The following is a 22533-nucleotide window of genomic DNA, read 5'->3' on the forward strand; positions in this document are numbered from 1 at the left end:
AATCGTGCGGAATAAGCAGGCCGGCAACCCGAACTGCCCTGTGCGGGCGGCTCGGCCGGCCTGCGCGCTTCTAGCCTCGGCGCATGCCAACTCATCCTTCGGCGCACCCGTTTGCAGGCCGCAACATCGTCCTCGTCGGCGGTGGTTCAGGCATCGGTCTGGCCACCGCCCGCCTGGTCATTGCGGGGAAGGGCACGGTGGTCTTGGGCGGGCGCACGCCCGAGCGGCTGGCCTCGGCCGCGGCAACCCTCGGCCCACAAGCCGGGTGGCATCGGATTGACACCGCTGACCAGGATTCGATCGACGCGTTCTTCGATTTCGTCGGTACCAGGTTCGGCTCCGTCCACGGTCTGTTCACCACCGCCGCCGACTACCTGACCGGTCCGATGGCCCGGCTCAGCGTCGATCAGGCGGCCACGGCGTTCGACTCGAAGTTCTGGGGTCAGTACCGCGTGGTCAAGGCGGCGATTCCGGTGTTGAGCCCTGACGCCGCGATCGTGTTGATGTCGGGCGCCGCCAGCGCCCGCCCGGCAGCGGTCGCACCTGCGTACAGCGCGGCCAACGCGGCGATCGAAGGCCTGGCCCGTGGGTTGGCTGTGGAATTGGCGCCGGTGACCGTCAACGCGATTGCCCCGGGCACGGTCGAGGGGAATCTGTGGAACCAACGCGATCCCGCCATCCGGGAACAGGCGTTCGCGGCTTATCGCGACGCCTCCACCATCGGGCGGTTGGCCGACGAGGATGAGATCGCGCAGTCGGTGGGCTACCTGCTCAGCAGCCGGATCACCACCGGATCCACCCTCTTCCCAGACGGCGGGTACGCCTTCCGCTGACGTGGTCAGCGCTCGTCGATGTCGACACCGGTGGCAAGGTCACCGCATTCCACGGCGATGACGTCGTCGCGGCCACCGAGAAACGCTCGGGCCCCCTGGTCGCCGTGCAACGCGGCGCCGAGCGCCGCAAGGTGCCCGCGGGCCACGACGACGGGGTGACCCGGGCGGCCCTGGTAGATGGCGCGGGCCAGGCCGGAGTGCGAGCCGCGCGCTGCGCCCAGGACCCGGACCACGACGTCGGCGCCGACATCCGGGGTGTCGACGGTGTGCAGCACGACCCACTCGGCCGGGCCGACCGCCTCCAGCCCCTCGCGCACCGACGCGCTCATGCCGTCCGCCCAGCGTGTGGCCACCACCGCGCGAGCGGGCGCGGGGACGTCGACCACAGCGGCGCCGAGCACGACGATCACGTCGTCGCAGCCACCGCCGACGAGCGCGGTCACCGCCCTCGCCAGCCAATCACCACCTTCAGCAAGAACTTTCGGCATTCCGAATCGGCTGCCCGCGCCCGCGGCCAGGAGCACCCCGGCAACGGCGTCGGTGTTCGGCATGCGAACAGTTTGACCTTGAACTATAAGAATCCGCTCAGACAAATTGTCCGGTGACCTTGGTCGCGGTAGGGTCCGCTACAGGTTGAGTTCACAGCCGCAGCGAGCGTCATCGACATACGCGCGGGAACTCGTATCGTTGTCGATCGGCGCCGCACCAACAGTACGAATACACGTATTACGACTGATGGAGCCAAAAATGACCGCCCTCTCGACGAATGCACTGGTCGACCGGACCGGCGAATCGCCCGCGGCGTTTGCGACGCGCTGGCTACCGCCGTCAACAGCAGTGATCAGCGCCCGCGGTGAGATCGATGCCGTCAACGCAGCCGATTTCGCCGATTACGCGTTGCGAAACACCACCAAGGCCGAGCGGGTCGCAGTCGATCTCACCGATGTCGAATTCTTCGGTACCGCGGGATTCTCCGCCCTCATGGCCATCGAAGTGCGTTGCTCGGCAGCCAATATCGACTGGGTGCTGGTGCCCAGCAAGGCAGTAACGCGCCTGCTGCGTATCTGCGACCCGGATTCGGCGTTGCGCACGTGCTACAGCGTGGCTGCGGCACTGTCCAGCCTGAACGGCAAAACCCCGCTACTGCAGCTGGTCACGAAGTCGCGCTAGCGATTTCGCCAGAAGTCTGGATACGTGCATCTGCGAGACCCCGACACGTTCGGCGATCTGCGTCTGCGTCATGGATTCGAAGAATCGCAGCACCAGCACCGTTCGTTCCCGCTCAGGTAATTGGGCGAGCAACGGCCGCAACGTCTCTCGATTTTCGATCTGATCGAGGCCGTCATCCACATCGCCGAGGGTGTCGACGATTGCCGGCGCCTCCTCGTCGCCCCCGCCGCCGCTGTCGATCGACAGCGTGTTGTACGAGCTGCCCGCAACCAGTCCTTCGATCACCTCTTCGCGGTCCATCTCAAGTTCGACGGCAAGCTCAGAGGCCGTCGGGGCACGGCCCAACCGCTGAGAAAGCTCCGCTGTCGCGGCGCCGAGCCGCAGGTGCAGTTCCTTCAGCCGCCGCGGCACCTTCACCGACCAGCTGTTGTCCCGAAAGTGGCGCCGGACCTCCCCCATGATCGTCGGCACCGCGAAGGACACGAAGTCCGATCCGGTCTCGACATCGAATCGGTTGACCGCGTTGACCAGGCCGACCCGCGCCACCTGGATCAGGTCTTCACGCGGCTCACCGCGGCCGTCGAACCGCCGCGCGATGTGATCGGCGAGCGGCAGGCACCGCTGGACAATTCGCTCACGTTGGCGTTCGTAGGCCGACGAGTGCTCGGACAGTCCGGCGAGTTCGCGGAACATGTCGCGAACGTCCGCATATTCCGACGTCACCGCAGCAGGCTCGCTCGCCTCGTCATCAGGGTGATGCCGAATACCTGGCCGGTGTCGGGCCCGTCACCATCGGTGAAGGTCTTGACCTCGTCGGTCAGGGAACTCAACACATGCCAGCTGAAACTGCCCGGCTCGACCACTGCGGCACCCGTGCAGGTGGTGGAGGCGGTGATCACCACCGTCTCGTCACCGGGGTCGACAGTCAAACGCAGGCTCGATTCCGGGACCGCGGCCCGGATCAAGGCGGTGCAGGCCTCGTCAACGGCCAGTCGCAGGTCAGCGACGACGTCAAAGTCAAGGTCCTCGAATGCTGCGATCGCAGCGACCAGCGTTCGCACTACGGCCAGGTTCTCCAGCCTGGCACCGACCCGTATCTCCACCGACCGCTCCGCGCGGCTCAGCGGCTTGGATTGGCCCTGTTCCTCGGCCATCTCACCTCCCGACATCTCGGATCGACAGTATCCCAGTTGGGAGGCCTCGCCTTCGACACCGGCACTCCTTTCCCGCACCCTGACAGGGGCCCGCGTGAGGGCCCCGGCCAGGGATGCCCATCGCGGCGCAACCCGAAACCTGTGATGAACGTGGGATTATCGAAGTTATGGATCCGGACCGTCCCGAGCTGGATCAGCCTTGGGACCAGACCGCCCGCCACGAGACGGAAGCGGAGCGGTTGGATCGCAACTGGAGCAGTCTGCTGCAGGAACTGCGCGTCGTGCAGACCGGTGTTCAGCTGCTCACCGGCCTGCTGCTGACTCTGCCTTTCCAGGAACGGTTCTCGATGCTCGACGAGCCCATGCGGATCGTCTATCTCGTGACCGTCGCCTGTTCGGCCGCTGCCACCGCGCTGCTGGTCGCCCCCGTGGGCATGCATCGCATCCTGTTCCGGAGGCACCGGTTGAACCTGCTGGTCTCCGCCGCGCACCGGTGCGCGTTCATCGGGCTCGTGATGCTCGGACTCGCGATGACCGGGGTGACCGAGTTGATCTTCGACACGGTCGCCGGACGCGAGGCCGGGGTGATCGCCGGGGCGGTCGCCCTTGCGACCTTCACAGGGGTCTGGCTGGCGCTGCCGTTTGCGATGCGTCTGGGTCATCCGATGTCGACCGGACCCTCAGCCGAACTCGGCGCGCAGCGCGGCCAGTAGCGGCTTTGCCGCCTCGTCGAGGAACCGTTGCTGGCCCTGATCACCGACCTGGACTAGGGCGACATCGGTGTATCCCGCATCGACAAACGGAGCCACGGCCGCGACGATCGCATCCAGGTCCGGTCCACACGGGATGGCCGCGGCCACGTCCTCCGGACGTACATACCGGCTTGCCGCGGCGAATCCCGCAGGGGTCGGCAGGTCTGCGTTGACCGCCCAGCCGCCGCCGAACCAGCGGAACTGGTCATGGGCCCGCTCGACTGCCGCATCGCGGTCGGGGTCCCAACACACCGGAACCTGTCCGATGGCCCGCCCCTCGGGCAGCACGCCGGTGGCCTGCCGGCACTGATGCCAACCCTCGACGACCGCCCGGTCGGGTGCGACGTTGATCAGATGATCGGCGGCCACGGCCAGTCTCTCGACAGACTTCTCACCGGTCATCGAGACGGCGATGGTCACCGGGACCTCGGGCACATCCCAGATGCGCGCCGAGCTCACTTCGTAGAACTCGCCCCTGAAGTCGATCAGCTCCCCGCTGAGCAGCTCACGGATCAACTTGATCGCCTCGGCCAGCATGTCGAGGCGACGGTCCACCGTGGGCCAGCCCTGACCCACGACATGCTCGTTGAGGTTCTCACCGCTGCCGAGGCCGAGGGTGAACCGGCCGTCGGCCAGGATCTGCACGGTGGCTGCCTGCTGGGCGACGATCGCCGGGTGATACCTGATCGTCGGGCAGGTCACGTACGAGTACAGCTGCACGGTGTCGGTGGCGTGGGCGACCGCGCCCAGCACGGGCCATGCGTTGGGAGCGTGCCCCTGGCTGGCCAACCATGGGCTGAAGTGGTCACTACTCACCTCGAAGTCGAAGCCGGCCTGCTCTGCCGACACCGCGTAGTCGACGAGCTGCCGTGGGCCGCTCTGCTCGGTCATCAGGGTGTATCCGAATCTGGCCATGCCGCTGGAATACCCGTGCAGAAGTCCCCGAAACTGGGTATGCGGACGCCATGACCGAATCACAGGCTCTGCAGACAGAGCACAACGGCTGGCGCCGGACGCGGATTTCGCTGACCTGGGTACTGGTCCTGTTGACGGTGCCCGCTGCCGTCGCGGTGTACCTGTACGGCATGGCTGCGGTGATGGGCATGGCCGGTTGCACCGGTGAGGGGTGTGCGAGCAAGGGGCCAGGAGAATTCTGGTTCGGGATCCTGTTCTACGGCGCGCCCGTGGTGCCCGTCGTCACCATCGCGGTATCGATCTTCACCTCGCGGCTACGGTACGGCGTAGTGGTCCCAGTGGTCGGATTAGCGCTGCTGGCAATCGATTTCGCGATACTTGCGCTCACCTTCTGAACGCTCTCCGCATCACAAGACACGGACCCGGCCGCAGTGCGGCCGGGTCGGTCGGCTCGGGCCTCAGCTGCTGGGCCGCTGCCGCATCACCCCGGGATGGTCTGTGTACCAGCGATCCTCGATGCGGCGGACCCGCATGTGTTCGAGCGCCAGCCACATCGATCCGATGACGAACCCGGCCGCAGACAAGGTGCCTACGGTCAGGCCGACGTCGGAGTGACCGGTGGCGAACGCCGCCAGGGTACCGACGAACAGCACCAACCCGACGAAGATCAATATCAGCGCGGGCATGATGACGTTGTCCTTCATCGACTCGCCGGCATGCGGCCGGGTTGTCCGGGAATGGTCAACTGGATCTTTTGGGCCGTGCATGGCTGCTCCTTCCCGCCACTTCTAGCCCCACCTGCCGTGCATGGGCTGTCTCCACGGTAGATCTCCTGAGCAGGTCTGGCGAGGAAAACACCATGATCGTCTGCAGCCGACCCGGCCGGGGCCAGGCAAAGCGCCCTGAACAGGGCATACGTTCGCCCTGGATAGCCGGCGGCAGCCTCATCCCATGACACCACGACCCCGCTGCGTTGCAGCGGGGTCGTGGGCGCGCCCTTAGTAGCCTCGTGATCAATGGTTGCGGAGCATCCCTATCAGCTCGCGCTTGTTCTTGTCGGAATACCCTTTTATGCCAAGCTCTTTCGCGCGGCCGCGCAGATCATCGACCGTCCAGTCGTCATACGAACCGGACTCACCGCCCGAGCGTCCGACACTCGAACGCCCTCTGGCGGCGGCGGCGTTGGAGATCCGCGCGGCTTTCTCCTTCGAATTGCCTTCTTCTCGCAACTCCTCGTAGAGCTTCTCGTCCTTGATCGACGGATTCGGCATCAAACACACCTCCCTTGGTCAGTACCAGCTTCGCCGCCCCGCGACCGGCCGGCCGACCGCCCCGAGCAGCCAGAACACCCCTCCGATGACCAGCAGGATCACGCCAACCACCCAAAGCAGGTACACGTTCAAGATCAAGCCGAGGATGAGCAGAATTGCCCCGAGAACAATCATGGCTACCTCACTTCACGGCCGCGATGGAGTCCATCGCGCTGGGTTGCGGCAAACGGCACTCGTCCACCTTCGGATTGACGCCCGCATAGTTGAGCGGACCGGCAAGGACCGTCAGCGCTATGGCACCGGCGGTCGCGCAGTTAGTTGATCCACCATGGAAATAGTCGCGCTGCCAGGCCGCCACCACGCCGATGATCAGCCAGATGAGCACGAGTGTTCCGAACAATCCACCAAGTCTCATGGCATGCGATGTACCCCGCTGACGCGGGGGTCAAACATGGGAAACCGGCGGTCCAGTCCCTCTACCGGGCAGTTGGGAGAGCGTAGAGTTCACGATCAGGGCAGGCGAGGTGATACGCGATGACCGCCGACGAGCCGTCACTGATGAGCTTGGCACGCGATGAGCGAGCCGACCTTGCCGAATTCCTGGCCACCCTGACCCCCGAACAATGGCAGACCGAGTCGCTGTGCACCGGATGGACAGTGAAAGACGTTGTGGCACACGTGATCAGCTACGAAGAGCTCGATCTTGCCGGACTGATCAGGCGATTTGCGAAGGGGCGGGTGGTGCACGCCAACGAGGTCGGGGTGGCTGAATACTCGACCATGTCGACTGATGAACTGCTCGAGTTCCTCAACCGACATCTGCGGCCGCGGGGTTTGACCGCGGGCTTCGGCGGGATGATCGGCCTGGTCGACGGCACCGTCCATCATCAGGACATCCGCCGCGCACTCGGCCGCCCCCGGACCGTGCCGGTGCAGCGCCTGCAACGAATCCTGCCTCGGGTGCCCGGCAACCCACGACTCGGGGCGAGTCGGCGAATCAAAGGACTTCGACTGCGCGCCAACGACATCGAGTGGGAACACGGCAGCGGCCCCGAAGTCACCGGCACCGGCGAGGCGTTGCTGCTGGCCATGACCGGCCGCCGGCAAGCCGCCGAGGAACTGACCGGCACCGGCTCGGCAATCCTGCTCGACCGGCTGTGACGACCGGAGCCGATACCGTTGCCTCCCAAACCCTTCCGTCCAGCAGGCACCCCGCGGATGGCGAATGCGCTACCACTCGGCAGCGGTGTGGCGCATGTGGCCGACGCGACGGGAGGGTCATATGAAGCCCCGTCGTCGATTGTTCGAGCCCGTCGTGGGGGGTAGAGTCCAATGCAGGTTGAGTTCACAGCCGCCCCGGAATCGTCATCGGGTGCAGGGTCGTGACACTCCCTGTATCCAGGGGTTTTGAGCCAACAGAGCCTGAACAGTGACGTGACCACAGTATTTCTACTGAGGAGTCACCAATGTCCATCAATAACGTCGCGAAACGGGCTATGCCGTCGCACAACGACCGCACCCGCGCGCAATTCTGTGCCCAATGGCTGTCGCCGGCCACCGCGGTGATCAGCGTCCACGGCGAGTTGGATGCGTCCAATGCCGGCGAGCTCACGGAGTGCGGAATCCGGCACAGCAGAACGAGCGGGCAACTTGTCCTGGACCTGAGTGCCGTCGAGTTCTTCGGCGCGGGCTGTTTCACCTGCCTGCATACCCTGAACGTGCGGTGTGCCGGTGACAACGTCGACTGGGTGTTGATTCCCAGCACCGCCGTGTCCCGGGTGTTGGGAATCTGCGATCCCGCCTGCGCACTGCCAGTCTCTACCGAGCTTCCGGCTGCCCTGTCGATGCTGCACAATCAGCCACGGCAGCACCAGTTGGCGGAAGTACGTCCCTAACGTCGCGCCGGGGCCCCATGCCGCCAGATGGTCAGTGAAATGCCCAGCGCCGGCCTGGGGCCTCTGGGGTGCTCGACATCGACGTCGTCGACGAAGGTGTCTACGCGGTCGGTGAGCGCCTCCAGGACCCGGCGGCTGAAGCCGCTCAAGAGGGTGCTGCCAGGGTCGCTATGGACACTGTCGCAGACGGTGGACACCCGAACGTTGAGTTCGCGTACACGGGGATCTTCGATCAGCACAAGCGCAGCTCCGGCCGAAGCCATGCCGATCAGCACCGTGCACGCCTCATCTACCGCCAAGGTCAGGTCGGCAGCCGTATCGCTATCCAGTTCTTCATAGTCGGCCAGGGAGCACGTCATCGCTCTCACCACCGACAGCGCGTCGGTCCGGGCGGGCACCCGGAGCTCCACAGCTCGCGGTCCGCGTGTGTGGCCGGGTCGCCAGTGGGGTATTTGCCGACCGTGCAACACGGTGAGCGGCGGACCCGTCGGGAGGTGAGATGACATACCTGTCGCGTACCCACAGTCGTCCGGTCGCCAAACCGAAGGGGCGGACGCAATGAGGACACAATGAGACTGCGTCACAGCGTGGTCGACGGGCCTGGGTTGCGCCGGGTAAGCCGCGGCCGCGGATTCGGCTACCGCGACGAAGACGGTGTCGCCATCGCAGATTCAACGACGCTGCAACGTATCGAGGATCTGGTGATCCCGCCGGCATGGCGGAAAGTCTGGATCTGTCCACATCCCAACGGACACATCCAAGCCGTCGGTACCGATGCCGCGGGCCGGCGGCAGTACATCTATCACTCCCAATGGCAGGAAGACCGCAGCGAGGCGAAATTCGACCGGGTGCTTGAGTTGTCAGCGGTGCTCGCTGATTGGCGTACCGGCATCGCGAGCGATCTGCGCCGCCGCGGGCTGTCCCGCGATCGGGTGCTGGCACTCGGATTACGACTGCTGGACCTCGGGTACTTCCGGGCCGGTGGCGATCAGTACGCCGAGGAGAACAACTCATTCGGAATCGCCACCCTGCTGCGTGACCACATCACCATGCGTTCAGATGCGGTCGAGTTCGACTATCCGGCCAAGAGCGGCGTACGTCGCACACTGCTGGTGGAAGACCCGGCGGTGGTGCGTGCCGTCCGGTCCCTCCAGCGGAGCCGGAGCAACGGCGATCGCTTGCTGGCATTCCGTCAGTCGTCCGAATGGACGGAGGTGCACGCCGAGGATCTCAATCTACGGTTCAAGGAGATGGTCGGCGACGACTACACCGTGAAAGATCTACGAACCTGGCACGGCACGGTTTTGGCGGCCGAGGCGTTCGTCGATGCGGACCCTCCGGTAGACGACAAGGTGGTCAAACGCGTCGAATCCGCGGTGATGCGCGAAGTCGCCGAGGCTCTTGGTAATACACCGGCGGTCGCCCGCAGCGCCTACGTCGATCCACGGGTGGTGGACGCATATCGAGACGGGCTGACCATCGCCGCCGGCGCCCGCCGCGCTTCCCGCGTCCGCAACGGTGACAAACGCCAAGCGATTCTGGAGGCCAGCACGGCCCGGTTGATCCGGAAGGTGGCCAGACAGACATGACCGAACACGCACAGCGTTTGGCCAGGGGGCCACGGGGTATTCCCGCCACATGACACCGGAAGGCGTGCCGGACGACGTACCCGTTGCCGATGCTCTCGAGCAGCAACGTGAGCAGAGCGAACCGGTGCCCGACGCCGAAGTCCCGGTCTCCGACCTGGACATCCCGCCCCTGGAGGCAACCGGTCCCGACTGGCAGGAACAACGTCAGGCGCTCACGGATGACGCCGGCCGCGACGAGTTCGACCGCGAAGACGGCGAGACGCAGCCCGGCTGATCATCCGTCTGCGCCTGAAGTGGTGGGCCTGGTCGTAAGCCCCCGCACCCGCTCGTCCTATCTGGGCTACGAGCGCACCGGCAACAACGCACCAGCCCTCATCGCCGCGATCGCCAGGTGGCGGCATCGGGACACCTTCCTGGCCGCGTGGGGCGATGTGGGACGGATCGCGTCCGACCACATCACGCTGCGTGCTGGCTACAGGCGACACTCTCCGGGCCCGCGAAGCCAGTAACCGCATGTCCCGGGCGGTGCCAAACATATTCGGCAACAGCGAACTCGATCAGTGCGTATCTCCGCTGCCGGTCGATAACCTCGGCGATCCGCTCGAAGACGAGCTCGGACCCGAACCGCTCAGGTTGTGCTACCCCAGCCATGGTTGACCTCGATTCTCACACCCGATTCCGGGGTACCCGCACAGCTGCGAGAAAAACCAGGTGATCTCGCTCCGACCGACGGGTTTACATGCGGCCCGGACGGGAATACCTGATCGCGATGACGACCGTCCCAGCCACGACCCAACCAGGCCTGCCGTACGCCCATGGGCCGATCTCCCGGGCGGTGATCGAGCGCCTGGGCGACCGCGCCCCGGACAACCATCTTGAGCCGGTATGGGTCGCGCTGCGCGACGCCGATCCGCTCGGGCTCGATCTGCAACTGGCCCTGTACGTCTGCTATGAACTGCACTACCGGGGCTTCGCCGGCGTCGACCAGAACTGGGAATGGAACGCCGGTCTGTTGCACTTGCGTTCACAGTTCGAGCGGCTGTTCCTCACGGCGGTCCGCCGCGAAGTCGGCGACATCGGCCCCCATGACACCGCCGAGCGGGAAATGGCGCGGCTGTCGGTCGAACCGGCCGACGGGACCGGCCCGTCCTATCACCTGCGCGACGAGGGCACCTGGACCCAGATGCGCGAATACTTCGTCCACCGGTCGCTGTACCACCTCAAGGAGGGCGATCCGCACGCCTGGCTGATTCCACGACTGAGCGGGCAGGCCAAAGCCTCGTTCGTTGCCGTCGAATTCGACGAATACGGCGCCGGGTCGGGCGCCCGGGTACATCAACGACTGTTCGGCGACCTGATGAGCGCTGCCGGCTTGGACGACAGCTACCTGGGTTACCTGGACGCGGTGCCGGCCGAGGCCCTCGCGTTGGTCAACCTGATGTCGATGTTCGGGCTGCACCGTCGGCTGCGCGGCGCCGCCACCGGGCATTTCGCGGCCACGGAGATCACCTCGCCCCCCGGCTCCCAGCGCATGGTGACCGCATTGCAGCGTCTTGGAGCACCCGAGGCGTGTGTGCGTTTCTACCGCGAGCACGTCGAAGCCGACGCGGTGCACGAACAGGTCGTACGCCACGACGTCGTGGGCGATCTGGTCAGTCGCGAGCCCGAGCTGGACACCGACGTGGTGTTCGGGATCCGAGCCTTCGGCGCGTTGGAGGACCGGTTGGCTGCTCACCTGATGACGAGTTGGCAGGCCGGCCGCAGTTCGCTACGCCGACCGCTGGCCGCCTGATCGCGCGATCTTGCGGTGGCTTGTGTCGCAGAGCGGATACGTCTTGGACCGACGACACGTGCAGATCGCCACCATGAACCGATCCGACTCGACGGTGCTCCCATCGGGCAGTTCGATCCGCACCGGCCCCTCGACGAGGATCGGTCCGCCCTCGACCACCCGCACGGTCCTTCGCTCGCTCACAGCTTGTCCGCCCGAATGACGACCAGCTGTTCCTCGACACGGCCATGCCGCAACCGCCCGCTGTCCCGCAGCCAACGCATCTGCGCGTGCAGCACCGGCCCGAACGGAATTCGTTGATCGGCAACGACTTTTGCGTCCATCCCACTCATTCGCAGCGAGGCCAGCGATTGCTCGATGTCGGCGAATTCGGACTGAACGAGAAACAGTGATCCGCCCTCGGCCAGCATGGCGGCAGCCGAGCGGCACAGCGGGTCCAGCACCGACCGGCCGTCGGGACCGCCATTCCACGAGACCATCGGGCCGGTCGATGCGACCTCTCCCACGGAAGTCTCCGGACCGACCGGAACGTAGGGTGGATTGCACACCACGACATCGAACGGTCCATGTTCCTGCGCCTGGCTCCAGGAGCCGAGCACGACCTCGACATCGACCTGAGCGGCCAGGGCGTTGGCCTGCGTACTGCACACCGCGCTGGGCGAAATATCCAGCGCCGTAACCTCACGCGCCCCCAGCTCGGCGGCAGCAATGGCGACGACTCCGCTCCCGGTACAGAGGTCGACCACGCGGCGACCGGCCACCGCATTGCTGCGCTCAAGTGCTTCGATCAGCAACCACGAGTCGTACTGCGGCCGGTAAACACTCTCGGCGCCAACAGCAATGGTCTCAACTGACAATTCGCCCCCTTCCCGGGAAGTACCTCTAATCGGTACCCATCCATGCGCTCCGCAAACTTCGTGAGCGTCACACCGAAACTCGCCGCGTCACGTTTGGCGATGCCGCATCGGGGAATCCAGGGGGTGCGTGGAGAAGCCGCGTGGAATGACCAATCCACTCCAGTAGCGGAAAGGTAAGTATGACCGAGAAGAACTCAGGACCCGAAGAAGGCATCAAGGGCGTCGTCGAGGACGTCAAGGGCAAGGCGAAGGAAGCTGTCGGAACTGTCACCGGCCGCGACGACCTTGTGCGCGAGGGTAAAGCCCAGCAGGACAAGGCCGAGGCCCAGAAGGACGTCGCCAAGAAGGAGGCCGAAGCCGAATCGGCCCGGGCGGGCGCCAAGGCCGCCGAACAACGTGAGCAGGCCCACCAGCGGCCGTAGCGCGACCTGATTGACGAGATGGCCCAGCCACCCTTGGCTGGGCCATCTCTCGTTCTAAAGCCATCGGATCAACTGTTCGGAGCTTGCCTGATCACATCGGGATGCTCTGCGTACCAACGTTCTTCGATCCGTCGCACACGTAGGTGTGCGATCAAGAGCCACAACCCGCCGCCCACCAGACCGACGGCGGCCAGGATGGCGAGCAACACCCCGGCCCCGGTGTTCCCGGTTGCGAAGCCGACCAGACACGCGACGAACATCACCACGCCCAGTCCGACCAGCACCAGCGCCGGCATGTTGCGGTTGTCCTTCATCGCCTCGCCGGCATGCGGCCGGGTCGTTCTGGTGTGGTCGACAGGATCGTCGGGACCTTTCATCATTTCCTCCCTCTCACTCGTAGCGCGGGTATTGGGTCGCCACCTTGCCCGCCAGCACCGGGCGGCCGACTTCGTCGGTGTGGGACAGTTCGGCGTCGAGTCGTTCCAGGACGCGCTGCGCACTGCTTGATGGGTGGCCGAGCCACACCGGTGTCGAGAGCAGCAGGATGTCGGTTCCGCGCACACCCGGGTTCTCGCGGACCTGATCGGCGATCAGCTCGCTGCTGGAGTCGGCCGGCCGGCCCTTCAGACCGCAGACCAGGGCCAGCGCGGTCAGGGTCGGCGCCGTCATAGATCTGTCTCCCGGTTCGCTTCGGATCAGCGCCGGGAGACTTCCCTCGACGGGGTCGGGCTAAACCTCCGGGCTGACCCGCTGGTGGGCGGTGAGCAGCAATCGGTCCAGGACCGCACGGCTGGGAAGCGTCTCGCTGTAGTCGAGATTCAGGAAGTCTTCTGCCAGCTGTTCGGCCAACAGCCGCAGCTTGGTATTGGTCTCCTGCGACCGCCACCTCAGCAGTTCGAACGCCGCATCGGCATTGATCCGGTAGATCAGCATCAACATGCCCTTGGCCTGCTCGATGGCGCCACGGGCTTCGGCGATCTCGGCAACCGCCTCGGTGACGGCGTCCTCTCGTGCCTGCGTGATGGATGGCGAGACGTCGACGTAGAAACCGTGTGTTCCGATGATCGTGCCGGCGTCGTCGAAGAGCTGATCACCCACCACGACCACGTGGTGGACATCGCCGGCCGTATCGATGATCCGGTGCCGGGTGCTGAACGCGCCCGAAGTACGCCGGATCTCGAGCAGTGTCGCCGCCACCTGCCCGTAGTCCTCGGGGTGCTTGTGCGAGAGCACCAGTTCGGTCGTCGGATGCACGGTGCCCGGTTCGTACCCGTGCATACGCTCCACCTGCGGGGACCACTCCCAGCGTTCGTCGGCGAAGTAGAACCGGAACCAACCGACACGCTGCGCCTCGCCGCCGGCAAACGCATGCTCGATCGGCGACTCAGCGTCTCCGGTGGTGGGGTCACTCGTCACAGTTTGAGATTATCGCGCCCCGCTGATGGTGACTCACCAGATTTGTCACACGCGACATTTACATTCGGTGCCGTGCGACGGCTCAGGATCAAGCTCTTCATCGCTGCGGGCGCGGCGGCCGCGTTCGCGAGTCACCTCGCCGGCGTCGACGCGGCATGGAGCCTGGCCGTCGGTGTCGTGGTGCCACTGGCCCTGGCGGCCACCCCGCGGTTCCTGCTGGGCGCATTCCGGGGCGCGAGCACACCCAGCGCCCGCGAGCAACCGGCGACCGAGATGACCGGGCTGGAATTCGAGGACCACGTGGCCCGTGTGGCCCGAAGCTGTGGGTTGCCGGTGATTATGACGCCGCTCACGGGGGACTGGGGCGTGGATTTGATCGTCGGACACCGGCCGAACCGGATTGCCGTGCAATGTAAACGACTGTCACGGCCGGTGGGCGCGGGTGCCGTGCAGGAGGTTGTCGCAGGCGCACCGATGCAGGATTGCACCAGGACCATGGTGGTCACCAACAACGAATTCACCCCGGCGGCACGTAAACTCGCCGAGCTTCACGGTTGCGATTTGGTGGGCGGAGCCGACCTCCCCAGACTCAGGTCGATCCTGCGCCGCGCGGCGTCTTCAGAACCGGCCACCGACCAGCCCTAGTCCCCCAGCGGTGATCTCAGCGCCTCCCGCACGGCGTCGAGGCATTCGTCGATTTCCTTGCGCGTCACGTTCAGCGCCGGCCGGAACCGCACCGAGTCGGTCCCACTCGGCAGCATGATGACGCGACGGCTCCACAACCGTCGCACCAGTTCGTCGCGCTCGGCGGCGGTGGGCAGGCTGAACGCACACATCAAGCCGCGACCACGTGGAGCGAGCACCGTGTCGGGGAAATCCGTTGCCAGCGCCGACAACTGACCGAGAAGGTAGTCACCCGTCACCGCGGCGCTACGGAACAGGTCCTCGGACTCGATGACTTCGAGGATGCGCCTCGATCGCACCATGTCGACCAGGTTGCCGCCCCAGGTGGAGTTGATCCGCGAGCTCACGGTGAAGACGTTGTCGGCGACGTCGTCCACGCGGCCACCCGCCATCACCCCGCACACCTGCGTCTTCTTTCCGAAGGCGACCACATCCGGGACGACCCCCAATTGCTGGTAGGCCCAGGCGGTTCCGGTGATCCCGCACCCGGTCTGCACCTCGTCGAAGATCAGCAGGGCGTCGAACTCGTCGCAGAGCTCACGCATCGCGGCGAAGAACTGCGGTCGCATGTGCCGGTCACCGCCCTCCCCCTGGATCGGCTCGGCGATGAAGCAGGCGATGTCGTGCGGGTTGGCCTCGAACGCGGCCCTGGCCGCCCGCAGCGAATCAGCTTCGAGTGCAGCGATATCCGCACCGGGCCGCACGTAGGGAGCGTCGATCCGGGGCCAGTCGAACTTCGGGAAGCGAGCTACCTTGACCGGATCGGTGTTGGTCAGCGACATGGTGTAACCGCTGCGGCCGTGGAACGCTCCGCGCAGGTGCAGCACCTTGGTACCCAGCGCGGGGTCGAACCCGCGGGCCTCGTTGTGCCGGCTCTTCCAGTCGAATGCCACCTTGAGCGCGTTCTCGACCGCCAGGGCGCCGCCGTCGACGAAGAACAGATGCGGCAGGTCCGGATCGCCGAGCACGCGGCGGAAGGTGTCGACGAACCGGGCCAGCGGCACGCTGTAGATGTCGGAATTGCTCGGCTTGTTCACCGCGGCCTTGCCCAACTCGGCGCGGAAGTCGTCGTCGGACAACGCCGGGTGGTTCATCCCGAGCGCAGACGAGGCGAAGAACGTGAACATGTCCAGGAAGCGTTCGCCGGTGCGCGCATCCACCAGATAGGACCCCCGGGAGCGCTCCAGGTCGAGGACGAAGTCGAAGCCGTCGGTCAGGATGCTGCGCGCAAGGACCGCTCGCACCCGGTCAGGCGTTACGTGCGGCGTGGTCGTCAGCACTGCGGTCATGGCGCCATACTAACGGAATCTTTACGGTCTCCGCCCAACATGACCGTAACTGTTACGGAACGTAGTCTCGACCGCTGTAAAATGTCTGCAAAATGATGGTGCTTCGCGTCCGGACGTTGGCCGCGGTCCTGATCCGCTGGAGCAGGTCCTCCAAGGCTCGGGCCGAGGCGACCCGGACCAGCAGGACGTAGCTCTCCTCGCCCGCCACCGAGTGGCACGATTCGATTTCGGGGATGTGCTGCAACCGCGCGGGTGCATCATCGGGTTGGGATGGATCGAGAGGAGTGATGGCGACGAACGCCGACAGCATGTTGCCCAGCGCCTCGGGATTGAGCCGCGCGGCGTATCCGGTCACGACACCCCGCGACTCCAACCGGCGCACCCGCGCCTGCACCGCCGACACCGACAGCCCGGCCGCCGATGCCAGCTGCGCCAGCGTCGCCCTACCGTCAGCGGCAAGCGCACGGGCCAGCGTCCGATCGGTCTCGTCCAGCACGTATTCGTCGGCTTCACCCATGGCCCGCACTGTAACTCCTCGGCGACCTCAGAAAGGCACACGATGACCACCACCGAACGGACCGATCTCCCTACCGCAGAGGAACTGCGCCGGCGGGTACGTCAGGCCCTCGATGCCGTCGGCGCGAGGGCGGAACTCGGCGAGCCGGCCGCTCCGGGCAGTGGCCTGCATGCCAGCACACCGATCAGCGGGGATGTCCTTTTCACCCTGCTCGAAGACAGTCTCGAACAGGTCGATGCCGCGGTCTCCGATGCCGCACAAGCCTTCTCGACCTGGCGCACGACCCCGGCACCGGTGCGCGGCGCATTGGTGGCACGCCTGGGCGAGCTGCTCGTCGAACACAAATCAGATCTGGCGACCCTGGTGACGGTGGAGGCGGGCAAGATCACCTCCGAGGCACTGGGCGAGGTGCAGGAGATGATCGACATCTGCCAGTTCGCCGTCGGCCTCTCACGCCAGTTGTACGGCCGCACCATCGCGTCCGAACGTCCCGGACACCGGCTGATGGAGACGTGGCACCCGCTGGGCGTCGTCGGCGTGATCACCGCGTTCAACTTCCCGGTGGCGGTGTGGGCGTGGAACACCGCGGTCGCGCTGGTCTGCGGCGACACCGTGGTGTGGAAACCCTCGGAGCTGACCCCGCTCACCGCGATCGCCTGCCAGGCGCTGATCGAGCGCGCCGCAACCGATGTCGGTGCGCCCGTATCGGTGGCTCGGCTCATCCTCGGTGAGCGCGAACTGGGTGAGCGGCTGGTCGACGATCCACGCGTGGCCCTGGTCAGCGCGACCGGCTCGGTGCGGATGGGCCAGCAGGTGGGCCCGCGGGTGGCCGCGCGGTTCGGCAAGGCACTGCTGGAGCTCGGCGGCAACAACGCCGCGATCGTGACGCCCTCGGCCGATCTGGACCTCGCGGTGCGCGCCATCGTGTTCTCCGCCGCGGGGACCGCCGGACAACGCTGCACCACGCTGCGCCGGTTGATCGTGCACTCCTCTATCGCCGACGACCTGGTGTCCCGGATCGTCTCGGCCTATCAGAGCCTGCCCGTCGGTGACCCGAGCACCGATGGGACCCTGATCGGCCCGCTCATCCACACCCGCGCCTACCGGGACATGGTCGGGGCGCTGGAGCAGGCCCGTGCCGACGGTGGCGAAGTCTTCGGCGGTGAACGTCACGACCTCGGAGACGAGGGTGCGTTCTACGTCGCCCCCGCGGTGGTCCGGATGCCCGCACAGACGGCGGTCGTGCACACCGAGACCTTCGCCCCGATCCTGTATGTGCTGACCTACGACGCCATCGACGACGCGATCGCCCTGAACAACGCAGTACCGCAGGGCCTTTCGTCGGCGATCTTCACCACCGACGTGCGAGAGGCCGAGCGGTTCATGGCAGCCGACGGATCCGACTGCGGTATCGCCAATGTCAACATCGGGACCTCCGGCGCCGAGATCGGCGGCGCGTTCGGTGGAGAGAAGCACACCGGCGGAGGGCGCGAATCCGGGTCGGATGCGTGGAAGGCGTACATGCGCCGCGCAACCAACACGGTCAACTACTCCTCGGAGCTGCCGCTGGCCCAGGGCGTGCATTTCGGGTAGGCGACCAGCCTCAATCACCCGTCTTGTTGACACACGACGTCGACGTACACGGTGGTGAACTGCAGCGCGCTACGCGCCGCGGGCACTCCGTGCACGTCCGTCACCGTGCACAGCGACAACGGAACTCCGTTGTTGCCGTTGATCTGGACGGTGTAGCCGGCAGCGGTCAGGTCCCGCACCACATCCGGGGCTCTGGTACCGCCCGTGGGGGCTGCTGATGCCGGGGCGGCAGCAGCCAGGAGCCCCATCGCAACTGCCACAGCGCATATCGATCGGTTCATGTGGAGGCCCTCCCGCATCCGTAGGTTTTCACCTATCGATACGCACGGTGGTTACACCCGGTTCAGACCGGCCGCGGGGCCAACACCTCGATGTTCCCGTCGCGTTCGCGGACATCGAAGTGCGGCAGCGGTTTCGGAGCGATCGGGAGTTGGTGTGTGAGCACCTGGCCGGCCGGTGAGAACGACGTCACATGGCACGGGCAACGCAGGCTGTCCGCAGCACCGTCGAGCCACAGCTTGCACCCCTGATGAGTGCACACCCCCGACACCGCGTCGACCTTGCCTCCCGCCCGTCGGACGAATCCCGACACGGTGCCGAGGTCGAACGACAGCACCGAACCTTCGTCGAGATCGGCACTCCTCGCCACCGGCAGCCACTCACCGTCGTTGGGCACCAGGTCCGAACCGTCGGCCTGCGCGGGTTCGGCGGGCTGCTCCCGACCGGTGACCACATGGTCGATCGAGACGGCGGCGACGGCCGCGGTCGCCGCTGCTGCGGTACCCACGATGACCTGCCGGCGGGTGGCCGACGGCCCTTGCCGCGCAGGCGCCGGTTGGCCCGAGTCTCCCTGGGAAAGCTGTTGGGCGATACGGTTCTTGAGGTCCTCCACAAACTCGGGCCGTGGCTCGTCCGCGTCGGGCCCGACTGCCCGCAGTTCGATCGCCGTGCGGATCTGGGCAGCGTCGAAATCGTCGGCGGGGAAGGGTTCCGGCCGACGCCCGGCGAGTAGATCGTCGACGTATTTGCGTACCCCTCGCCTGGTCACCGTGACTCTCCCTCGTTGATCTGAGCCGCCAATCGCAACGCCCGGTGTTGCAGCACCTTCGCGTTGGCGACGCTGACTCCCATGTCTTTCGCCGATTCCCGAACCGAACGGCCCTGCAGGAAACGTAGTTCGAGCACCCGGCGGTACTGGGGCGGCAGCTGCGCCAGGACTGCGGCGACGCGTTGCGGGGCCGTACTGGTCTCGGCGTCCGGACCGGGGTCGGGCGCGGCCACGTCGTCGTCGATGACGGTGATCTCGCGTCCCATGGTGGCCCGCCAATGCGCCGCGAGCACGGTACGGGCGGTGGCACGCAGATACGAGCGGACTTCGGCCACGCTCGCCGAGAGCCGCAGCGGCCGAAACGCGGCCAGGAACACCTCGGAGGTGAGGTCCTCGGCGTCGGAACGGCTGCCCAGCCGTGCATAGAGCAACCGGTACACCCACGTCACGTTGTCGTCGTACACGGCTTCCCAGCTCGAGTAACAGCCCTCCGGCACGATTCGCAGTTCGGGGCGCTCACGTCCGGCCGGCATCGAGCATCCCCGCGATCTCCCGCACAGACCCCTGCACCATCACCGACCACCCGCCTTTCAACGCGGGAGCCCTGCGCAGAGCTCCCGCACACCTAGATAGGCCGGCGGGTTACACGCGAACGTCGTCCGCACCTGACCAGCATCCACCCGTGTAACCCGACGCGCTATCTCCTGGTGACTGCTTCGCACCGCTCCCTGACACAACGGAGGTCCCGATGGTCCGACGATTCCCGACATCTGCCGTCGTCGCCCTGGTGGTGACGGCATCCGCGTGCTCGAACACGCCGTCCGCCGCACCGCCGACGGTGGATTTCAGCGCCAATGCCGCCACCTCGGTCGGTATGGCCCCGATGCACGGTATGGCCCCGGCAGCACCGGCGAGCACACCGCAGGCTCCGGTGGCCGGCACTGCGGTGAGCATCGACAACTTCGCCTTCGCGCCCGCCATGCTGACGGTGCACCGCGGCGACACGGTGACCTGGACCAATCACGATGAGGAACCGCACACAGTCGCGGCCGAGGACGGGTCGTTCCGCTCCCCCGGTATGGGCGCCAACGCCACTTTCAGCTTCACCTTCACCAACCCGGGCAGCTACGACTACATCTGCTCGGTCCATCCCGTCATGCACGGCACCGTGGTGGTGACACCATGACCGATCCCCACACCATGACGCGCCGCCAGCTCATCCGGCACGGCGCCTGGTTTGGTGCAGCGGTCGGTCTCGCCGTGGTCGGCGGCGAGGTCATCTCCCACGCGGCCACCTCACGCACCGCCGACGTCGCGCGGCCGACGGTGCGTTTCGCTCAGATCAGTGACAGCCACATAGGATTCACCGGCGCCGCCAACCCCGACGTGGCCGGGTCATTCGGCCGGGCCGTCGAGCAGATCAACTCGCTGGACTACACACCGGATTTCGTGATCCACACCGGCGACCTCACCCACCTGTCGACCCCCGCACAGTTCGACGAGGTCAAGCAGATGATGCAGGGAATCGACACACCGCACGTGTTCACCGTGCCGGGTGAACACGACTCTGTCGACGATGCGGGCCAGAAGTACCGGTCGGTGTTCGGCGCGGGCACCCGCGGAGACGGTTGGTACAGCTTCGACATCGCCGGGGTTCATGTCATCGGGCTGGTCAACACGCTGAATCTGAAGAAACTCGGACACCTCGGTGTCGATCAGCTCGACTTCATCGAGAAGGACGTCGCCCCGTTGTCGTCGGACACGCCGATCGTGGTATTCAGCCACATTCCGTTGTTCGCGATGTACCCGGATTGGGGCTGGAGTACCGACGACGCTGCTCAGGCGCTGAGCCACCTGCGCCGGTTCGCCTCGGTCACCTGCCTCAATGGGCATGTCCACCAGCTGTTCTCGAAGACCGAGGGGAATGTGACGTTCTACAGCGGCACCACCACGGCCTATCCGCTGCCGCATCCCGGCGACGGACCCGCACCGAAACCTCTTATCCTTCCGGCCGGCCGCCTGCACGACGTCCTGGGGATCCGGGAGGTCAGCTATACCAGGGGCACCTCGGCACTGGCCCTCAAGGAGGATCGGCTGCTATGACGTGGCGACGCAGGACCGACTGGTCCGGCTGATCGACACGAACCTGCCGCGGCTCAGCACAATTCGATCCTGTGGTGCCCCGGCCACCGCCTCCTCCAGGCTCGACGACCGGATGGCCAGCAGATCCGCGGACAAGCCGGCAGCCGCCCCTGCCACCGGCAGACCCATGATGTCGCGTGCGCCCTCGCTGACGGCACGGTAGGCCTCGTCGACCGACAGATGCCCGGCCGTCACCAGCAACATCGCGGTCTCCAGCGCATCGCTACGGCCCAGCGGGTTGTACGGGTCACGCACATTATCGGCGCCGCCGGCGACGCGGACACCGGCGTCCAACAGCGCACGGACGGCGGTGAGCCCGCGCGGTGTGGCGACGGGATCGGCCCAGCCCTGCAGGTACAGATTTGTGATCGGGAGGCTGACGATCCCCACATCGCTGTCCTTCACCGCGCGGATCACCCGATCGAGCACGTCGGCTTGCACCATCCCCAGACTGACGCAGTGCCCGGCCGTCACCGGCATCGACTTCGGCCAGTCCCGCACCGAATGGGCGAGTTCTTCCAGCGTCAGCATCATCGGATTGAGTTGTTCGTCGGTATGCATGTCGACACCGACGTTGCGGGATCGCGCAATCGTCAACAATCGCTGCAGGTTTCCGCTCGGATCCGGGGTCTGGTGCGGATGACCGCCGACAAGATCGGCGCCCAGGTCCAGGGCCGCGTGCACGGCCGCGTCCTCGGCGAAGTACGGGGCCATGGCCACGATCTGGATGTCCATGACCGAGGCGAGTTCCGCTCGGACCTCGACCAGCGCACGGATGCCGCGCAGTGGATCGTCTCCGCGCAACAGGTTGACGTGCGACCGCACCGCGGTGGTGCCGTTGCCGAGCAACAGCAGCGCTGCCCTGCGGGCACGCTCCGCGATCCCCTCGACGGTCAGGGTCGGGGTGTGACGTTCCCATGCGGCGATCGCCGCACCCAGATCTCCCATCGGAGGCCGGATCTCGTCGAAGGACAGGGCTTTGTCCAGGTGGGCATGCGGCTCCGCGGGAGCGGTCAGCAGCAGATGTCCCGTGAGGTCGAGTTCGTCTCCGACCGCCAACCGTCCCGCTGCGGGGACCACCTCGCGCACTCTTCCCCGTTCGAGGTGCACGTCGACGACGCGGCCGTCCGGCAGCGTGGCGTTGTGCAGGACCGGCACGGCGCGCCCATGGGCTACCGGCGATGTTTGTTCCAT

General features: G+C 66.2%; 34 protein-coding genes and 1 pseudogene. 15 read left to right on the plus strand and 20 right to left on the minus strand.

Annotated features, from left to right (window positions below; translation table 11 throughout):
* The first annotated feature begins 83 nt into the window (after nucleotides 1-83).
* Nucleotides 84-833: an SDR family oxidoreductase gene (locus EH231_RS22915; RefSeq protein ID WP_090432631.1), complete on the plus strand. Its 750-nt coding sequence runs from the start codon at nucleotides 84-86 to the stop codon at nucleotides 831-833.
* 5 nt (nucleotides 834-838) lie between these two features.
* Here the strand turns inward: EH231_RS22915 and EH231_RS22920 are convergent, their stop codons facing one another.
* Entirely contained in the window at nucleotides 839-1384 is a 546-nt protein-coding gene (locus EH231_RS22920) for a nucleotidyltransferase family protein (RefSeq protein WP_090432630.1), read from the minus strand.
* 196 nt (nucleotides 1385-1580) lie between these two features.
* Between EH231_RS22920 and EH231_RS22925 the strand changes: the two genes are divergently transcribed.
* Nucleotides 1581-2003: an STAS domain-containing protein gene (locus EH231_RS22925; RefSeq protein WP_090432628.1), complete on the plus strand. Its 423-nt coding sequence runs from the start codon at nucleotides 1581-1583 to the stop codon at nucleotides 2001-2003.
* Here the strand turns inward: EH231_RS22925 and EH231_RS22930 are convergent.
* Together EH231_RS22930 and EH231_RS22935 are read right to left on the minus strand one after the other, a co-directional pair.
* Entirely contained in the window at nucleotides 1974-2726 is a 753-nt protein-coding gene (locus EH231_RS22930) for an RNA polymerase sigma factor SigF (protein ID WP_277425615.1), read from the minus strand. The two genes, EH231_RS22925 and EH231_RS22930, sit on opposite strands and share 30 nt — an antisense overlap.
* Nucleotides 2723-3157 (minus strand): ATP-binding protein, encoded by a 435-nt coding sequence (locus EH231_RS22935; protein WP_090432625.1) that lies wholly within the window; start codon nucleotides 3155-3157, stop codon nucleotides 2723-2725. Before EH231_RS22935 ends, EH231_RS22930 begins: the two co-directional genes overlap by 4 nt.
* Before the next feature lie 167 nt (nucleotides 3158-3324).
* On the opposite strand from EH231_RS22935, the gene EH231_RS22940 reads away from it, so the two are divergent.
* Nucleotides 3325-3870 carry a DUF6328 family protein gene (locus tag EH231_RS22940; RefSeq protein WP_090432624.1) on the plus strand — a complete coding sequence of 182 codons (546 nt, stop codon included), beginning with the start codon at nucleotides 3325-3327 and terminating at the stop codon, nucleotides 3868-3870.
* Here the strand turns inward: EH231_RS22940 and EH231_RS22945 are convergent.
* Entirely contained in the window at nucleotides 3838-4824 is a 987-nt protein-coding gene (locus tag EH231_RS22945) for an LLM class F420-dependent oxidoreductase (protein WP_164480989.1), read from the minus strand. The genes EH231_RS22940 and EH231_RS22945 overlap by 33 nt on opposite strands.
* 50 nt (nucleotides 4825-4874) lie before the next feature.
* Here EH231_RS22945 and EH231_RS22950 point away from each other — a divergent pair, with 50 nt between their 5' ends.
* On the plus strand, nucleotides 4875-5219 hold the full coding sequence (locus tag EH231_RS22950) for a hypothetical protein (protein WP_090432622.1): 345 nt from the start codon (nucleotides 4875-4877) through the stop codon (nucleotides 5217-5219).
* 63 nt (nucleotides 5220-5282) lie between these two features.
* Here the strand turns inward: EH231_RS22950 and usfY (EH231_RS22955) are convergent, their stop codons facing one another.
* The 4 genes from usfY (EH231_RS22955) to EH231_RS22970 form a co-directional block, all read right to left on the minus strand.
* The gene (gene usfY / locus EH231_RS22955) at nucleotides 5283-5591 is read right to left on the minus strand and encodes a protein UsfY (RefSeq protein ID WP_044519284.1); all 309 of its coding nucleotides are present in this window, start codon (nucleotides 5589-5591) and stop codon (nucleotides 5283-5285) included.
* 246 nt (nucleotides 5592-5837) lie between these two features.
* On the minus strand, nucleotides 5838-6095 hold the full coding sequence (locus tag EH231_RS22960) for a DUF7218 family protein (protein ID WP_090432620.1): 258 nt from the start codon (nucleotides 6093-6095) through the stop codon (nucleotides 5838-5840).
* Nucleotides 6096-6113: 18 nt separating this feature from the next.
* On the minus strand, nucleotides 6114-6269 hold the full coding sequence (locus tag EH231_RS22965; RefSeq protein ID WP_090432618.1) for a DUF6131 family protein: 156 nt from the start codon (nucleotides 6267-6269) through the stop codon (nucleotides 6114-6116).
* Between the two features lie 7 nt (nucleotides 6270-6276).
* On the minus strand, nucleotides 6277-6510 hold the full coding sequence (locus EH231_RS22970; RefSeq protein WP_090432616.1) for a hypothetical protein: 234 nt from the start codon (nucleotides 6508-6510) through the stop codon (nucleotides 6277-6279).
* A 119-nt stretch (nucleotides 6511-6629) separates the two neighbouring features.
* Here EH231_RS22970 and EH231_RS22975 point away from each other — a divergent pair, with 119 nt between their 5' ends.
* Both EH231_RS22975 and EH231_RS22980 read left to right on the plus strand, forming a co-directional pair.
* On the plus strand, nucleotides 6630-7256 hold the full coding sequence (locus EH231_RS22975) for a maleylpyruvate isomerase family mycothiol-dependent enzyme (protein ID WP_124713401.1): 627 nt from the start codon (nucleotides 6630-6632) through the stop codon (nucleotides 7254-7256).
* Between the two features lie 305 nt (nucleotides 7257-7561).
* Nucleotides 7562-7990 (plus strand): STAS domain-containing protein, encoded by a 429-nt coding sequence (locus EH231_RS22980; protein WP_090432612.1) that lies wholly within the window; start codon nucleotides 7562-7564, stop codon nucleotides 7988-7990.
* On the opposite strand, the gene EH231_RS22985 is transcribed toward EH231_RS22980, so the two are convergent.
* Nucleotides 7987-8388 (minus strand): ATP-binding protein, encoded by a 402-nt coding sequence (locus EH231_RS22985; protein WP_241177792.1) that lies wholly within the window; start codon nucleotides 8386-8388, stop codon nucleotides 7987-7989. The genes EH231_RS22980 and EH231_RS22985 overlap by 4 nt on opposite strands.
* Before the next feature lie 171 nt (nucleotides 8389-8559).
* Between EH231_RS22985 and EH231_RS22990 the strand changes: the two genes are divergently transcribed.
* The 4 genes from EH231_RS22990 to EH231_RS23005 all read left to right on the plus strand — a co-directional run bounded on the left by EH231_RS22990 (nucleotide 8560) and on the right by EH231_RS23005 (nucleotide 11371).
* Entirely contained in the window at nucleotides 8560-9579 is a 1020-nt protein-coding gene (locus EH231_RS22990) for a DNA topoisomerase IB (RefSeq protein ID WP_090432610.1), read from the plus strand.
* A 49-nt stretch (nucleotides 9580-9628) separates the two neighbouring features.
* Nucleotides 9629-9853 carry a hypothetical protein gene (locus EH231_RS22995; RefSeq protein ID WP_090432608.1) on the plus strand — a complete coding sequence of 75 codons (225 nt, stop codon included), beginning with the start codon at nucleotides 9629-9631 and terminating at the stop codon, nucleotides 9851-9853.
* A gap of 22 nt (nucleotides 9854-9875) precedes the next feature.
* The gene (locus EH231_RS23000) at nucleotides 9876-10088 is read left to right on the plus strand and encodes a hypothetical protein (RefSeq protein WP_124713402.1); all 213 of its coding nucleotides are present in this window, start codon (nucleotides 9876-9878) and stop codon (nucleotides 10086-10088) included.
* 260 nt (nucleotides 10089-10348) lie between these two features.
* Nucleotides 10349-11371 (plus strand): iron-containing redox enzyme family protein, encoded by a 1023-nt coding sequence (locus EH231_RS23005; RefSeq protein WP_124713403.1) that lies wholly within the window; start codon nucleotides 10349-10351, stop codon nucleotides 11369-11371.
* Here EH231_RS23005 and EH231_RS23010 read toward each other — a convergent pair.
* On the minus strand, nucleotides 11348-11554 hold the full coding sequence (locus EH231_RS23010) for a CDGSH iron-sulfur domain-containing protein (RefSeq protein WP_124713404.1): 207 nt from the start codon (nucleotides 11552-11554) through the stop codon (nucleotides 11348-11350). The genes EH231_RS23005 and EH231_RS23010 overlap by 24 nt on opposite strands.
* Entirely contained in the window at nucleotides 11551-12228 is a 678-nt protein-coding gene (locus tag EH231_RS23015; RefSeq protein WP_206429607.1) for a HemK2/MTQ2 family protein methyltransferase, read from the minus strand. The genes EH231_RS23010 and EH231_RS23015 overlap by 4 nt, the downstream gene beginning before the upstream one ends.
* A 179-nt stretch (nucleotides 12229-12407) precedes the next feature.
* Between EH231_RS23015 and mbp1 the strand changes: the two genes are divergently transcribed.
* Complete coding sequence (mbp1, locus tag EH231_RS23020) at nucleotides 12408-12650, plus strand: microaggregate-binding protein 1 (RefSeq protein ID WP_090432602.1); 243 nt, start codon at nucleotides 12408-12410, stop codon at nucleotides 12648-12650.
* A gap of 68 nt (nucleotides 12651-12718) precedes the next feature.
* Here the strand turns inward: mbp1 and usfY (EH231_RS23025) are convergent, their stop codons facing one another.
* The 3 genes and pseudogenes from usfY (EH231_RS23025) to EH231_RS23035 form a co-directional block, all read right to left on the minus strand.
* A complete protein-coding gene (usfY, locus tag EH231_RS23025) occupies nucleotides 12719-13027 on the minus strand; it encodes a protein UsfY (protein ID WP_164480990.1) in 309 nt (102 codons plus the stop codon).
* Between the two features lie 37 nt (nucleotides 13028-13064).
* Nucleotides 13065-13319, minus strand: a pseudogene (locus EH231_RS23030) (flavodoxin); the annotation flags it as partial.
* 60 nt (nucleotides 13320-13379) lie between these two features.
* A complete protein-coding gene (locus EH231_RS23035) occupies nucleotides 13380-14066 on the minus strand; it encodes a PAS and ANTAR domain-containing protein (protein ID WP_090432599.1) in 687 nt (228 codons plus the stop codon).
* A 72-nt stretch (nucleotides 14067-14138) separates the two neighbouring features.
* Between EH231_RS23035 and EH231_RS23040 the strand changes: the two genes are divergently transcribed.
* The gene (locus tag EH231_RS23040) at nucleotides 14139-14711 is read left to right on the plus strand and encodes a restriction endonuclease (RefSeq protein ID WP_164480991.1); all 573 of its coding nucleotides are present in this window, start codon (nucleotides 14139-14141) and stop codon (nucleotides 14709-14711) included.
* Here EH231_RS23040 and lat read toward each other — a convergent pair.
* Nucleotides 14708-16039 (minus strand): L-lysine 6-transaminase, encoded by a 1332-nt coding sequence (lat, locus tag EH231_RS23045; RefSeq protein WP_124713405.1) that lies wholly within the window; start codon nucleotides 16037-16039, stop codon nucleotides 14708-14710. The genes EH231_RS23040 and lat overlap by 4 nt on opposite strands.
* Before the next feature lie 52 nt (nucleotides 16040-16091).
* Nucleotides 16092-16556, minus strand: a complete 465-nt coding sequence (locus EH231_RS23050; RefSeq protein ID WP_164480992.1) for an Lrp/AsnC family transcriptional regulator — start codon at nucleotides 16554-16556, stop codon at nucleotides 16092-16094.
* 42 nt (nucleotides 16557-16598) lie between these two features.
* Between EH231_RS23050 and amaB the strand changes: the two genes are divergently transcribed.
* Nucleotides 16599-18149: an L-piperidine-6-carboxylate dehydrogenase gene (amaB, locus tag EH231_RS23055; RefSeq protein WP_124713406.1), complete on the plus strand. Its 1551-nt coding sequence runs from the start codon at nucleotides 16599-16601 to the stop codon at nucleotides 18147-18149.
* 14 nt (nucleotides 18150-18163) lie between these two features.
* Here amaB and EH231_RS23060 read toward each other — a convergent pair whose 3' ends face one another.
* The 3 genes from EH231_RS23060 to EH231_RS23070 all read right to left on the minus strand — a co-directional run bounded on the left by EH231_RS23060 (nucleotide 18164) and on the right by EH231_RS23070 (nucleotide 19730).
* Nucleotides 18164-18397, minus strand: coding sequence for a hypothetical protein (locus EH231_RS23060; protein ID WP_234927063.1), 234 nt, complete (start codon nucleotides 18395-18397; stop codon nucleotides 18164-18166).
* Between the two features lie 95 nt (nucleotides 18398-18492).
* Nucleotides 18493-19197 carry a Rieske (2Fe-2S) protein gene (locus EH231_RS23065; RefSeq protein ID WP_124713408.1) on the minus strand — a complete coding sequence of 235 codons (705 nt, stop codon included), beginning with the start codon at nucleotides 19195-19197 and terminating at the stop codon, nucleotides 18493-18495.
* Nucleotides 19194-19730: an RNA polymerase sigma factor gene (locus tag EH231_RS23070; protein ID WP_124713409.1), complete on the minus strand. Its 537-nt coding sequence runs from the start codon at nucleotides 19728-19730 to the stop codon at nucleotides 19194-19196. Before EH231_RS23070 ends, EH231_RS23065 begins: the two co-directional genes overlap by 4 nt.
* A gap of 341 nt (nucleotides 19731-20071) precedes the next feature.
* Between EH231_RS23070 and EH231_RS23075 the strand changes: the two genes are divergently transcribed.
* Both EH231_RS23075 and EH231_RS23080 read left to right on the plus strand, forming a co-directional pair.
* On the plus strand, nucleotides 20072-20383 hold the full coding sequence (locus EH231_RS23075; protein WP_409544232.1) for a cupredoxin domain-containing protein: 312 nt from the start codon (nucleotides 20072-20074) through the stop codon (nucleotides 20381-20383).
* Nucleotides 20380-21300 (plus strand): metallophosphoesterase family protein, encoded by a 921-nt coding sequence (locus EH231_RS23080; protein ID WP_124713411.1) that lies wholly within the window; start codon nucleotides 20380-20382, stop codon nucleotides 21298-21300. Before EH231_RS23075 ends, EH231_RS23080 begins: the two co-directional genes overlap by 4 nt.
* Here EH231_RS23080 and EH231_RS23085 read toward each other — a convergent pair.
* Nucleotides 21295-22533, minus strand: coding sequence for an amidohydrolase family protein (locus tag EH231_RS23085; RefSeq protein WP_124713412.1), 1239 nt, complete (start codon nucleotides 22531-22533; stop codon nucleotides 21295-21297). The genes EH231_RS23080 and EH231_RS23085 overlap by 6 nt on opposite strands.

The sequence above is a fragment of the Mycolicibacterium nivoides genome, from assembly GCF_003855255.1.
GTDB lineage: Bacteria > Actinomycetota > Actinomycetes > Mycobacteriales > Mycobacteriaceae > Mycobacterium > Mycobacterium nivoides.

Excerpts from the sequence above, each read along its gene's own strand:
- usfY (WP_164480990.1), bottom strand. The coding sequence starts at position 13,027 with ATGAAAGGTCCCGACGATCCTGTCGACCACACCAGAACGACCCGGCCG.
- EH231_RS23080 (WP_124713411.1), top strand. The coding sequence starts at position 20,380 with ATGACCGATCCCCACACCATGACGCGCCGCCAGCTCATCCGGCACGGC.
- EH231_RS22965 (WP_090432618.1), bottom strand. The coding sequence starts at position 6,269 with ATGATTGTTCTCGGGGCAATTCTGCTCATCCTCGGCTTGATCTTGAAC.
- EH231_RS23070 (WP_124713409.1), bottom strand. The coding sequence starts at position 19,730 with ATGCCGGCCGGACGTGAGCGCCCCGAACTGCGAATCGTGCCGGAGGGC.
- EH231_RS22995 (WP_090432608.1), top strand. The coding sequence starts at position 9,629 with ATGACACCGGAAGGCGTGCCGGACGACGTACCCGTTGCCGATGCTCTC.
- EH231_RS22975 (WP_124713401.1), top strand. The coding sequence starts at position 6,630 with ATGACCGCCGACGAGCCGTCACTGATGAGCTTGGCACGCGATGAGCGA.
- EH231_RS23050 (WP_164480992.1), bottom strand. The coding sequence starts at position 16,556 with ATGGGTGAAGCCGACGAATACGTGCTGGACGAGACCGATCGGACGCTG.
- usfY (WP_044519284.1), bottom strand. The coding sequence starts at position 5,591 with ATGCACGGCCCAAAAGATCCAGTTGACCATTCCCGGACAACCCGGCCG.
- EH231_RS23005 (WP_124713403.1), top strand. The coding sequence starts at position 10,349 with ATGACGACCGTCCCAGCCACGACCCAACCAGGCCTGCCGTACGCCCAT.
- EH231_RS22935 (WP_090432625.1), bottom strand. The coding sequence starts at position 3,157 with ATGGCCGAGGAACAGGGCCAATCCAAGCCGCTGAGCCGCGCGGAGCGG.
- EH231_RS22925 (WP_090432628.1), top strand. The coding sequence starts at position 1,581 with ATGACCGCCCTCTCGACGAATGCACTGGTCGACCGGACCGGCGAATCG.
- EH231_RS22945 (WP_164480989.1), bottom strand. The coding sequence starts at position 4,824 with ATGGCCAGATTCGGATACACCCTGATGACCGAGCAGAGCGGCCCACGG.
- EH231_RS22940 (WP_090432624.1), top strand. The coding sequence starts at position 3,325 with ATGGATCCGGACCGTCCCGAGCTGGATCAGCCTTGGGACCAGACCGCC.
- EH231_RS22960 (WP_090432620.1), bottom strand. The coding sequence starts at position 6,095 with ATGCCGAATCCGTCGATCAAGGACGAGAAGCTCTACGAGGAGTTGCGA.
- EH231_RS22915 (WP_090432631.1), top strand. The coding sequence starts at position 84 with ATGCCAACTCATCCTTCGGCGCACCCGTTTGCAGGCCGCAACATCGTC.
- EH231_RS23075 (WP_409544232.1), top strand. The coding sequence starts at position 20,072 with ATGGCCCCGATGCACGGTATGGCCCCGGCAGCACCGGCGAGCACACCG.
- EH231_RS22980 (WP_090432612.1), top strand. The coding sequence starts at position 7,562 with ATGTCCATCAATAACGTCGCGAAACGGGCTATGCCGTCGCACAACGAC.
- EH231_RS22990 (WP_090432610.1), top strand. The coding sequence starts at position 8,560 with ATGAGACTGCGTCACAGCGTGGTCGACGGGCCTGGGTTGCGCCGGGTA.
- EH231_RS23060 (WP_234927063.1), bottom strand. The coding sequence starts at position 18,397 with ATGGGGCTCCTGGCTGCTGCCGCCCCGGCATCAGCAGCCCCCACGGGC.
- EH231_RS22970 (WP_090432616.1), bottom strand. The coding sequence starts at position 6,510 with ATGAGACTTGGTGGATTGTTCGGAACACTCGTGCTCATCTGGCTGATC.
- EH231_RS23085 (WP_124713412.1), bottom strand. The coding sequence starts at position 22,533 with ATGGAACAAACATCGCCGGTAGCCCATGGGCGCGCCGTGCCGGTCCTG.
- mbp1 (WP_090432602.1), top strand. The coding sequence starts at position 12,408 with ATGACCGAGAAGAACTCAGGACCCGAAGAAGGCATCAAGGGCGTCGTC.
- amaB (WP_124713406.1), top strand. The coding sequence starts at position 16,599 with ATGACCACCACCGAACGGACCGATCTCCCTACCGCAGAGGAACTGCGC.
- EH231_RS22920 (WP_090432630.1), bottom strand. The coding sequence starts at position 1,384 with ATGCCGAACACCGACGCCGTTGCCGGGGTGCTCCTGGCCGCGGGCGCG.
- lat (WP_124713405.1), bottom strand. The coding sequence starts at position 16,039 with ATGACCGCAGTGCTGACGACCACGCCGCACGTAACGCCTGACCGGGTG.
- EH231_RS22950 (WP_090432622.1), top strand. The coding sequence starts at position 4,875 with ATGACCGAATCACAGGCTCTGCAGACAGAGCACAACGGCTGGCGCCGG.